The organism is Gordonia bronchialis DSM 43247, assembly GCF_000024785.1.
GTDB classification, from domain to species: domain Bacteria; phylum Actinomycetota; class Actinomycetes; order Mycobacteriales; family Mycobacteriaceae; genus Gordonia; species Gordonia bronchialis.
On record NC_013441.1, the window covers coordinates 3924411 to 3935596 of the forward strand.

Below are 11186 nucleotides of genomic sequence, written 5' to 3' on the forward strand. Positions count from 1 at the left end.
GGTCATGGACGTTCTGTTGTGGGGAGTACTGCCCTACGTCACATTGCTGCTGCTGATCGGCGGCACCATCTGGCGTTACCGCTACGACAAGTTCGGCTGGACCACCCGATCGTCGGAGCTCTACGAATCCCGGTTGCTCCGAATCGGTTCTCCAATTTTCCATTTCGGCATCCTGGTGGTGATCGTCGGGCATGCGATGGGCCTGGTGATCCCGGAGTCCTGGACGGAGGCCATCGGGGTCTCCGAGCACCTCTACCACATCGTTGCTGCCGGTTTCGGCCTGCTGGCCGGCGTCTTGACGCTTGGCGGTCTGGCCATCCTCATCTACCGGCGGCGCACGTCGGGCCCGGTGTTCATGGCCACCACCACCAACGACAAGGTGATGTACGTCGTGCTCACCGCCGCACTGGTTCTCGGCGTGTACATCACGCTGATCGGCACCGTCCCCGGTGCGACGGGTGTGAACTACCGCGAGACCGTGTCGCCGTGGTTCCGCTCGATCTTCTTGCTGCGCCCCGACATCGACGCGATGTCGGCCGCCCCGGCGCGTTTCCACATCCACGTCCTCGTGGGCATGCTCGTGTTCGCCATGGTGCCGTTCACCCGGCTCGTCCACGCCTTCACCGCGCCGGTGCACTACCTGTTCCGGCCCTACATCGTCTACCGCAGCCGCGACGCGGTGCCCACTGACGGTAGCCGTCCGACACGACGGGGATGGGCTCCCGTCGGGACCAGGGACCGGCAACGATGACCTCCGAGACGACGTCGACACCGGACCTGCGCACCGGCCAGGGCCTCAACCTCTTTCTGGCCACCCTCGCCTTCGGGATCAGCTTCTGGGCATGGAACCTGATCGGCCCGTTGGGAGTTCGCTACTCGGACATCCTGAACCTGTCGTCGAGCCAGAAGTCGATCCTGGTCGCGATCCCGATCGTCGTCGGGTCACTCGGCCGCATCCTCACCGGAGCCCTCACCGACCGGTTCGGCGGGCGCCTGATGTTCCCGATACTCCTGCTGGCGACGGCACCGTTCGTGCTTTTGCTCGCGGTGGCCGGCAACATCGGCTCCTACCCGATGATGCTGATCATCGGTTTCTTCCTCGGTATCGGTGGAACCACCTTCGCGGTCGGTATCCCGTTCGCCAACGCCTGGTATGCCAAGTCACGGCGCGGATTCGCCACCGGCGTCTTCGGGGTGGGCATGGGCGGGACGGCCGCGTCGTCGTTCTTCACTCCCCGATTCGTCTCCTGGTTCGGCTACACGGCAACGCATGTCATCATCGCGATCGCGCTTGTCGTCGTCGCCGGTGTCGTCTGGCTGTTCATGCGCGATTCACCGGCGTGGCACCCCAACCACGACCCGGTGGTTCCCAAACTCGTTGCCGCCGCCAAACTTCCGATCACCTGGCAGATGGGCTTCCTGTACGCGGCCACCTTCGGTGGCTTCGTCGCCTTCTCGACATACCTGCCGACCTACCTGAAGGACGTCTACGACTTCGACCTGCAGGCCGCGGGCACGCGCACCGCCGGATTCGCGATCGCGGCCGTCATCGCCCGGCCGATCGGCGGCGTACTCTCGGATCGATTCGGCCCCAGGCTGATCACCGCCATCTCGTGCGCCGGCGCCGCCGTGCTCGCCGTCTGGATGGTGACCAAACCAGGCCTGGAGATCCCCGCCGGCGTCGACTTCGTGCTGATGGCCGTGTGTATGGGCCTCGGGTCGGGCTCGGTGTTCAGCTGGGTCGCGCAGCAGGCACCCCAGAGCCGCGTCGGGGCGGTGACCGGCATCGTCGGAGCCGCGGGCGGGCTCGGCGGATTCTTCCCACCGCTGGTGATGGGCGCGACCTACGACGCCGCCACCCACAGCTACACCATCGGCCTCGTCCTGCTCACCGTGACCGCGGTCCTCGCCCTTCTCTTCACCCTCTTCGGCATCAAACACCGGGCCGCCTCTCCACCCGCTGGTTGAGCCGCGACCGGCGAGCGCAGCGAGTCGGCCGCGCGTCGAAACCACCCACCCCACCCGCTGGTTGAGCCGCGACCGGCGAGCGCAGCGAGTCGGCCGCGCGTCGAAACCACCCTCCCCACCCGCTGGTTGAGCCGCGACCGGCGAGCGCAGCGAGTCGGCCGCGCGTCGAAACCACCCTCCCCACCCGCTGGTTGAGCCGCGACGGGCGAGGAACGAGCCCGCCGCGCGTCGAAACCATAAGCGAGCCAACAGTATCCGCAACACCACCACCCCGACGCCAAACCTCACGGCACCGGTCTTCGCGTGTCATAACCGAGCCGATAGGGTATCGGCCCGGTGTCGTCGTGCATGACCACGAGCACCGTCCGCACGATGGCGCACAGCACCAGGAGACCGATCGCAATCGCGATGATGATGCCGGCCATGACGACCTCCACTGGACGGGCCCGACGACGCCGGGCGGGTTGATTCGATTCGGGTCGATGATCGCGTCGGCCACCCCGCCGGCGCCACTGGTTTTTTGCGCGCCGGAACTTGTCGGACCCCCGTGATTCCATGAGTTCACCCCTCGAACAAAGGAGCGAGCCATGTCAGACCACGCAGCAGCGATCCGAGGTCTGCCCCGGTGGCATCCCAATCCGTACATCCGCTCGGCGATCGAGACCATTCGACGGGACGGCTGGCAGGTCACCGCTGTCGACACCGTCTGCGCGTGCAGCTCGGTGGGCTGCAGCCGGCCGGATTGCGCCTTCGCCTACACCGCGGGACTGACGTTGCACGGCATCCCCGAACTGGCGGTGTACGGATTGCCGTCCAACACCTCGCGAGCCCTGCTCAACGAGCTCGCCGGCCTGTTGCACCAGCACGACTGGCGCACCCTGGTCCACTCCCACACCGAGGTGACATCTCGCACCATGGCCGCTCCGGTGCGGCTGATCGAGGCCATCGACACCGACGACATGCTGATGGCGAATCTCCTCTTCGCGGATTCGCCTGCGCTGCAGGTCGTCTGGCCCGACGACAACGGCCACTACCCCTGGCAGGACGAGTACACACTGCTCCCCCTGCATCAGCCACTCAAGGGGATCGAGGACCCTACGGCCGGCTACCGCCGAACCCTGCGAGTGATAACCACCGAGAGGGGTCCCGACCGCGCGCTGCCGCGGACCGCACGGCGCATGAAGGGACACTGACCGGGCCGTCGTACCCACCGATGCCGCACAGGTGTTCACGACAGGTTGTCGGACCCCCATGCTCTACTTGCTCCAGGTTCGAACAAAGGAGCGAATATGCCCGATCACGACCTCGCACTACGCGGCCTCCCGCGCTGGCATCCCGATCCGCTGGTGCGTGCGACCCTCGATCGCATCCGCCGATACGGCTGGGCGGTGACCGCGGTCGGCAACGAGTGCCAACACGACTCGCCGACCTGCGTTCCGCCGGAGTGCGCATTCGCCTACACCACGGGACTCCGCCTGCACGAGCTCCCGGAGATGGCGATCTACGGACTCGATGCCCGGACCGCCGGCGCCGTCCTCAACGAGCTCGGGCACCTCTTCCACCGGCACGACTGGCGGGCCGCGGTCCGGGGACGCGTCGCGGTGGAGCTGGACTCGCTGAACGTCCCGGTCACGCTGATCGAACTCGTCGACAAGTCCGACCTGCTGATCACCAACGCCGTGTACCCGGATGCCCCGGTCGTACAGGCGGTCTGGCCCGACGAACTGGGCAGCTACCCGTGGGAGGACGGCTACCTGCTGACGCCCGCCGACCAGCTCGTCCGGGGTGTCTACGACGCGGATTCCCGGCCCGAGCCCGGTCCGCGGATCATCCGCTCCGGTGCCGGCCTCAACCGTGCGCAGCGGCGTCGGGTGGCTCGGCGTCGGGCCTGACTCATCCGGCCGCCGCGCCGAGCGGTCGGCCCCTGCTCTGACCAGGGGGTCGACCGCTCGGCGGACACCGCCGTGCGGGACACAGCCGGCACACAGCGTCGTCGGTTACTCTCACCGGGATCGCAACGGAGCAGTTGGGGGAATGTCAGTGAAGTCGTCGTCGGGCCGCCGCGCCCATCTCAGTCGCCGATCGTTCCTGCTGGCCGCGGGAGCGGTTCCGATCGCCGTCGCGCTCGCTGGTTGCGAGTCGGAGTCGGCACCCAAACCGCTGGCCGGGCCCGACCTCTCCGGTCTCGATCCGACGATCCGCCCCCAGGACGATCTGTACCGGAACGTCAACGGCACCTGGCTGCGGACCTTCCAGCTGCCACCGGACAAGAGCTATTACGGCACCTTCTCCGAGGTGTCCGACCGCGTCCAGCAGCAGTTGCGCACGGTGATCGACGACATCCACGACCCCGAACCGGGCACCGACGCCCAGCAGATATGCGATCTCTACGACGCACGTCTGGACGAGGCGACGCTCGACCGCCTCGGCATCAGCCCGCTACAACCCCTGTTCAGTCAGATCGACGGCGCACGTACCAAGCCGGACATAGCCCGCGTCATGGGTTCGCTACCACTGGGCGGCATGATCGGACTCTCACTGGGCATCGACCGGAACGATTCCAACGCCTACCTGCCCAACATCAGCCAGTCGGGCCTGAACATGGGTGATCCGCAGTACTACCTCAAACCCGATTTCGCGCAGTACCTTTCGGCCTACCACACCTTCCTGCGCAAGCTCGCCAATGGAGCCGGACTGCCCGCCGGCGCCGCCGACCGCGCGCTCGCACTGGAGAAGCGCATGGCTCCCGCGTTCTGGGACAACGTGCGCGAACGTGACGCCGACGCCACCTACAACCCGATGTCGTGGAACCAACTCACCGCGCTGGGTCCCGGATTCGACTGGGAGCCATGGCTTGCCGGCACCACCGACCGGCCGAAGGAACTGTTCGCCACGGTCGTCGTCAACGAACCGTCGTATGTGACCGCAGCCGCGACCATCTGGCGCGAGACCGACATCCGCACACTGGGCGAATGGCTGAAGCTCAGCCTGCTGGTCAAGTACGCGCGGTTCCTGCAGCAGAGCCTGCGGGACGCCAACTTCGAGTACGTCAAGACCACCAGCGGCATCACCGAACGCCCCGAGCGCTGGAAGTCCGCAGTGAACCTCGTCGACGACAACCTCGGCCAGCAACTGGGCAAACTGTATGTCGCCCAGTACTTCCCGTCGAAAGCCAAAGATCAGGCCAAAGAACTCGTCGACAATCTCATGGCGGCCTACCGCGACAACTTCGCCGACTCGTCCTGGATGTCGCCGGAGACGCGCCGGGCCGCGATCGCCAAGCTGGACAAGATCACGGTCAAGATCGGCTACCCGGACAACTGGATCGACTACTCCGGGCTGACCATCACCCGCGGTCACCTCGTCGAATCCCTGCTCGCCGTCGAGGCTTTCGAGGCCAAACGCGCGATGGACAAGCTCGGCAAACCGGTCGACAAGACCGAATGGGGCATGTCTCCGCAGACCGTCAACGCCTACTACTCGGCGCCCTCCAACTCCATCAACTTCCCCGCCGCGATCCTGCAGGCACCGTTCTTCGACACCAACGCCGTGCCCGCGGTGAACTATGGAGCGATCGGCGCGACCATCGGCCACGAGATCGGGCACGGCTTCGACGATCAGGGATCGAAGTACAACGGCGACGGCAACCGCCAGGACTGGTGGACACCGCAGGACAAAGCCGCCTTCGAGGCCAAGACCAAGCAGCTCATCGCGCAGTACAACGTTCTTGTGCCAGAAGGACTTCCACCCACCGCGCATGTCAACGGGGCTTACACGGTCGGCGAGAACCTGGCCGACCTGCGCGGCCTGATGATCTCGCTGGCCGCCTACCGGATCGCCGAGGCCAAGGCCGGCAACAAGACTCCCGACGACACCGCGGTGTTCCAGTCGTGGGCCCGCAACTGGCGGGAGAAGCAGACCACGCAGACTCTCGAACAGCAACTCGCCAGCGACCCGCACTCCCCCGGCGAATTCCGCTGCAACCAGGTGGTGCGCAATCTTCCCGAGTTCTATGCGACCTTCCGGGTCGCGCAGGCGGACAAGATGTTCCTGGCACCTGATCAGCGTGTGACGCTCTGACGCTGCGTTCGGGTCGGGCCGCTCGCCGACGGAGTAGCCACCTCACTGTCGGTTCCGTATGACGTTTCGACCGGAATCCGGACGAAACGTCATACGGAACGATCGTCGCCCCTCGCCGAAGGCACCGCCACGGTCGGGCACAATGGACACATGAGGCAACTCGCCCCTGGGGAGAACGCTCCACTTCCGGCGCAGGTCGTGGCCGTATCGGTCCGATCCGCGACACCGGTGAACACGTCGGCGGTCCTGCTGGCGGCGAACGGGCGCGTCCGCTCCGACGCCGACCTCATCTTTTACAACCAGCCGTCCGGCCCCGGTGTGTCCTATCGCTCCGCGGGAACTGCCGACGTCATCTCCATCGACACCACAAGACTGCCTCCCGACGTCGAGACGGTCGCGATCGCGGCCAGCCTCGACGGTTCCGGCCCGGTGTCCTTCGCCACCGCGGGCCGGCTCGAGACCAGCGTCGCCCCGGCCGGCGGCCCAGAAGCGATCTCGTTTGTCCCAACCGACCTCACGAGCGAGGCCGCAGTGGTCTGCGTCGAGATCTACCGTCGCAACGACATCTGGAAGGTGCGTGCCGTCGGCCAGGGCTATGACGCCGGGCTGGCCGGACTGGCAACGGCTTTCGGCATCGACGTGGACGACGACCCTACCCCGTCGAGCGCCGGCCCACCGGTGACCGACCCGCAGCCGTGGCCGCCGACACCGCAGCCACCGACACGGCAGCCATCCACTCCGAACCCACCCATCCAGGGAGCACCCATGCACAGCGATCTGTTCGCACCCAACCACGCCGAGGTCTCCGGTCAGGGCATTCAGAAGCAGGGCAGCAAGATGTGCCGGATCGCGCTGGCCGGGGACGTGATGGCGCGGACCGGCTCGATGGTCGCCTACCAGGGCGACCTGAAGTTCGAGGCACTCGGCTCCGGTGGCGTCGGACGCATGATGCGCCAAGCACTTTCGGGCGAAGGCGTCCCATTGATGAAGATCAGTGGACGTGGCGATCTCTTCCTCGCCAACGCCGCCTCCGACGTCCACCTCATCGACCTCGACGGCACCGACGGCCTCACCATCAACGGCGCCAACGTCCTCGCCTTCGACTCCACGCTGAGCTACGACATAGGCCGTGTCCAGGGCGCCGGCGCGCTGGGCAACGCCGGCATGTTCAACTGTGTCTTCACCGGCCGTGGGCGCATCGCGATCACCACCGACGGGACGCCGGTCGTGCTCAACGTCGACGCCGCCACCTACGCCGACCCCAACGCGGCGGTGGCGTGGTCGTCGAGTCTGCGAACCTCGATCAAGAAGAACGACTCGATCAACTTCGGGACCCTGATCGGCCGCAGCACCGGCGAACGGTTGACACTCGCGTTCGCCGGACAGGGCTTCGTCGTCGTGCAACCCTCCGAGCTGCCGCCCGGCGGATTCATCGGCGGCACGGGTGAGGGTTCACAGGCCGGGGTGGGCGGAATGCTCGGGGGCATCCTGGGGCGCTGAGGTTGGTGATGAGCCAATCCAACGCCGTAGATCCGTGCCGCGTCGATGCACGGATCTACGGCAAATGCGAAAAGGATTGTCGCAGCCTGTGGATGGCCGCGCAGGCCAACCAGATTCGGCGCACACAATCGCACCATGAAACCGGACGAGCCGCGATTGGCCGACCTTCTGGAACTCCAATGCGGCGTGATCTCCCGAAAGCAGGTGCTCGCGTCTGACTTCCGGCCGACCTTCATCCGCAGCAACCTGCGCTGTCGTCGGTGGGCACCGGTCTTCCCCGGCATCTATGTGAACCACACCGGGCCGCTGACGTGGGAGCAACGGGCGTGGAGCGCAATCCTCGACGCAGAACCTGCCGCGCTGAGTCACTCGTCGGCGCTCCGGGACGCCGATGCGTCGGATACCGAGCCGATCCACATCATCGTCGATCGCACAAGACTCGTGACACGTCGGACCGGCGTCGTCGTGCACTACGGCTCTCACCTCGACTCCCGAGTCCTCTGGAACACGAGTCCGCCGCGGATGCGATCCGAGGAGGCGGTGCTGCAACTGGCTGCGGCCGCGTCGTCGGAAACACGTGTGATCGCGATCCTCGCAGATGCGGTCGGCGCCCGTCGCACCACTCCCAAGCGCTTGCTGACGGCGATCGAGACGCGGCCGAAGCTGGCACGCCGCAAATTCATCGCTGACGTCCTGGCCGACATTCGGGACGGCACCTGTTCGGTTCTCGAACACCGCTACCTCACGAAAGTCGAACGCCCACATGCTTTGCCGACCCCGACGCGGCAGGCCCCGACCAACGTGGGCCGCCGGGGCCTTCGCGATCTGGACTATCCCGACTTCGGTGTCGTGATCGAGCTGGATGGCCGGATGGCGCACGACAACGCGAACGCACGAGATCGCGACATGGAACGTGATCTCGACGCGTTGGTGGAGGCAGGACGGCGAACCATCCGTCTGGGGTGGGGGCAGGTGTGTGAACGCCCGTGCGTGACGGCAGGCAAAGTGGCCGCAGTCTTGCTCAGCCATGGATGGACCGGCTCGTTCACCCCGTGCTCGACCTGTCTGCCGTAGATCCGTGCACCCTCGCGGCACGGATCGACGGCAAACGACCCCGCCTCCCAGCGGGAGACGGGGTCGTCGTTGGTGGTTCTTGCGGAAGTCAGCTCACCAGCTCGACTTCTGCACGCCCGGCAGCTCGCCGGCATGCGCCATCTCGCGCAGGCACACACGGCACAGGCCGAACTTGCGGAACACCGAGTGCGGGCGACCGCACTTGTTGCACCGGGTGTAGGCGCGCACGGCGAACTTGGGCTTCTTGTTGGCCTTGTTGACCAGAGCCTTCTTTGCCATATCAGTTGTCCTTCACGTTGTTGTCCTTGAACGGGAAGCCCAGGGCACGCAGCAGCGCGCGGCCTTCCTCGTCCGTGGTGGCCGACGTGACGACGGTGATGTCCATACCGCGCGGCCGGTCGATGTTGTCGATGTTGATCTCGTGGAACATCGACTGCTCGTTGAGCCCGAAGGTGTAGTTGCCGTTGCCGTCGAACTGACGGTCGGACAGACCACGGAAGTCGCGGATACGCGGGAGCGCGATGGACACCAGACGGTCCAGGAACTCCCACATGCGATCGCCGCGCAGGGTGGCGCGGGCACCGATGGGCATGCCCTCACGCAGCTTGAACTGCGCGATGGACTTGCGGGCCCGGCGGATCTCCGGACGCTGACCGGTGATCTTGGCGAGGTCCTCGACGGCGCCGTTGATCAGCTTGGCGTCGCGGGCGGCGTCACCGACGCCCATGTTCACGACGACCTTCACCACGCCCGGGATCTGCATCACGTTGGCGTAGTCGAACTCTTTGTTGAGCGCGTCCTTGATCTCCTCGCGGTAGCGAGTCTTCAGGCGCGGCTGAACCTTTTCAGTGGTGGTCATGTCAGATGTCCTTCCCGCTCTTGCGCGAGATCCGGACCTTCTTGCCGGACTCGTCGTCGACGCGGTAGCCGACGCGGGTCGGGTTGCCGTCGGAGTCCACGACCATCACGTTGGACACGTGGATGGGGGCCTCCTGGGTCACGATGCCGCCCGAGGAGGCACCGCGCTCGTTCGCCGACGCGGCGGTGTGCTTCTTGATTCGGTTGACGCCCTCGACGAGAACCCGCTGCTCCTTGGGGAAGGCCTGGATGACCTTGCCCTTGGCGCCCTTGTCCTTGCCCGAGATGACGATCACGGTGTCACCCTTGTGCACCTTCATGTCAGATCACCTCCGGTGCCAGCGACACGATCTTCATGAACTTCTTCTCACGCAGCTCACGGCCGACCGGGCCGAAGATGCGGGTACCGCGGGGGTCGCTCTCACCCTTGAGGATGACGGCGGCGTTCTCGTCGAAACGGATGTAGCTTCCGTCCGGACGACGGCGCTCCTTGGTGGTGCGCACGATGACGGCCTTGACGACCTCACCCTTTTTGACGTTGCCGCCGGGGATGGCGTCCTTGACAGTGGCGACGATGGTGTCACCAATGCCGGCGTAGCGCCGCGAGGAACCGCCGAGCACGCGGATGCACAAGATTTCCTTGGCTCCGGTGTTGTCGGCGACCCGCAGGCGAGATTCCTGCTGAATCACTCGTTGGTCTCCTTGACCTGGTATTTCTGTCCGCCGGATTTCCGACCCGACGCACACGGTCCGTCACCATCGGACACACGCCTGCCTGGGCTTTTCCGCTTGCGCGGTCCTCCCCAGTGGGTTCGTGAGCCGATTCGCGACACCGCAGTGCCGCAGGCAACTGGTCCAGTGTAGGTGAAGCCGCAGGTGGGAGCCAAATCGACGGGTATGACCGATATCCCCGATTGGTGCGTGCGCCACCATCGGATTCTTTACCGTTACGGATAGGGGCGGCCGTCGTGATGGCACGAGACGCGTGACCGCCGCCGCCGCCCGACGAAGGGCGGTTTTTGACATGAGGGGCGTTCACTCACACACGCACTGATGGTGGGAACTTTGTGCGCTGGGTTCACGGTGGCCGGGCTCGCCGGGGCCGGCACCGCACACGCCGCCGGAAGCGGAATCAGCCTCACCGCCGTCGACAACAAGAACTGCACGGCCACCTTCACCCTCACCAATCACACAAACTCGACGTGTTACCAGCCCGACTGGTGGTTCGCGCAAGAAGCAAACGAAGCGTGGATCAACGCCGGCGCCAATGACACCAGCCTGCCCGTCACCGCACCGTGGCGGTATGTGAGCGGCGTACCGTGGCCGGTCGCCCGGTGGGTCGGTAGCCCTTCGCTGCACTCCGGCGTAGCCGAGGGCATCCCGGTGTTCCCCGGCAATACCTACAAGTCCAACGCTCAGCCCGAGGGCTATGTCACGACCGGCACGATCAACCTCAAGACGGTCACCAACCCGGCACCACCCAAGCCGGCGCGGAACCACACCCAGACCATCTATCACCGCGTCAAGACCGGACCCGTCACCGCCGACCGGCTTCCCACTCCCGTGAAACTGGTGGTCACCGGCTGCAAGAAGAGCAGCGGAAACGGCTCCCTGGACTGGGGATCGTCCACCGGATCGCTGGAAGGCATCCTGCCGCGCTGATCCCCGCGGGTGCTGATCCGCTGAGTTCGGCTCCCCTCTCCTGA

The 11186-nt window shown here is 66.0% G+C and carries 13 protein-coding genes; 8 read left to right on the plus strand and 5 right to left on the minus strand.

Annotated elements, in window-relative coordinates; genetic code table 11:
- The first annotated feature begins 4 nt into the window (after positions 1-4).
- Positions 5-751 (plus strand): respiratory nitrate reductase subunit gamma, encoded by a 747-nt coding sequence (gene narI, locus GBRO_RS18410; protein WP_012835393.1) that lies wholly within the window; start codon positions 5-7, stop codon positions 749-751.
- A complete protein-coding gene (locus GBRO_RS18415; protein WP_012835394.1) occupies positions 748-1968 on the plus strand; it encodes a nitrate/nitrite transporter in 1221 nt (406 codons plus the stop codon). The genes narI and GBRO_RS18415 overlap by 4 nt, the downstream gene beginning before the upstream one ends.
- 284 nt (positions 1969-2252) lie before the next feature.
- On the opposite strand, the gene GBRO_RS26395 is transcribed toward GBRO_RS18415, so the two are convergent.
- Positions 2253-2393, minus strand: coding sequence for a hypothetical protein (locus GBRO_RS26395; RefSeq protein WP_012835395.1), 141 nt, complete (start codon positions 2391-2393; stop codon positions 2253-2255).
- Positions 2394-2555: 162 nt separating this feature from the next.
- Between GBRO_RS26395 and GBRO_RS18420 the strand changes: the two genes are divergently transcribed.
- From GBRO_RS18420 to GBRO_RS18440, 5 genes are all read left to right on the plus strand, one after another.
- Positions 2556-3161 carry a DUF4262 domain-containing protein gene (locus GBRO_RS18420; protein WP_012835396.1) on the plus strand — a complete coding sequence of 202 codons (606 nt, stop codon included), beginning with the start codon at positions 2556-2558 and terminating at the stop codon, positions 3159-3161.
- A 96-nt stretch (positions 3162-3257) separates the two neighbouring features.
- Positions 3258-3860, plus strand: a complete 603-nt coding sequence (locus GBRO_RS18425) for a DUF4262 domain-containing protein (RefSeq protein WP_012835397.1) — start codon at positions 3258-3260, stop codon at positions 3858-3860.
- 142 nt (positions 3861-4002) lie between these two features.
- Positions 4003-6048, plus strand: coding sequence for a M13-type metalloendopeptidase (locus GBRO_RS18430; protein WP_012835398.1), 2046 nt, complete (start codon positions 4003-4005; stop codon positions 6046-6048).
- Positions 6049-6198: 150 nt separating this feature from the next.
- Positions 6199-7548: an AIM24 family protein gene (locus tag GBRO_RS18435; RefSeq protein ID WP_012835399.1), complete on the plus strand. Its 1350-nt coding sequence runs from the start codon at positions 6199-6201 to the stop codon at positions 7546-7548.
- Positions 7549-7683: 135 nt separating this feature from the next.
- Positions 7684-8622, plus strand: coding sequence for a hypothetical protein (locus GBRO_RS18440; RefSeq protein WP_012835400.1), 939 nt, complete (start codon positions 7684-7686; stop codon positions 8620-8622).
- A gap of 93 nt (positions 8623-8715) precedes the next feature.
- On the opposite strand, the gene GBRO_RS18445 is transcribed toward GBRO_RS18440, so the two are convergent.
- Genes GBRO_RS18445 through rplN form a run of 4 tightly spaced genes read right to left on the minus strand, consistent with a single transcriptional unit; the run spans position 8716 to position 10170 of the window.
- The gene (locus tag GBRO_RS18445; RefSeq protein ID WP_012835401.1) at positions 8716-8901 is read right to left on the minus strand and encodes a type Z 30S ribosomal protein S14; all 186 of its coding nucleotides are present in this window, start codon (positions 8899-8901) and stop codon (positions 8716-8718) included.
- A gap of 1 nt (position 8902) precedes the next feature.
- Positions 8903-9481 carry a 50S ribosomal protein L5 gene (gene rplE / locus GBRO_RS18450; RefSeq protein ID WP_012835402.1) on the minus strand — a complete coding sequence of 193 codons (579 nt, stop codon included), beginning with the start codon at positions 9479-9481 and terminating at the stop codon, positions 8903-8905.
- A gap of 1 nt (position 9482) precedes the next feature.
- Positions 9483-9800: a 50S ribosomal protein L24 gene (gene rplX, locus GBRO_RS18455; protein ID WP_012835403.1), complete on the minus strand. Its 318-nt coding sequence runs from the start codon at positions 9798-9800 to the stop codon at positions 9483-9485.
- A gap of 1 nt (position 9801) precedes the next feature.
- Complete coding sequence (gene rplN, locus GBRO_RS18460; RefSeq protein ID WP_012835404.1) at positions 9802-10170, minus strand: 50S ribosomal protein L14; 369 nt, start codon at positions 10168-10170, stop codon at positions 9802-9804.
- Positions 10171-10533: 363 nt separating this feature from the next.
- On the opposite strand from rplN, the gene GBRO_RS18465 reads away from it, so the two are divergent.
- Entirely contained in the window at positions 10534-11142 is a 609-nt protein-coding gene (locus GBRO_RS18465) for a hypothetical protein (RefSeq protein WP_012835405.1), read from the plus strand.
- Positions 11143-11186 lie beyond the last annotated feature (44 nt).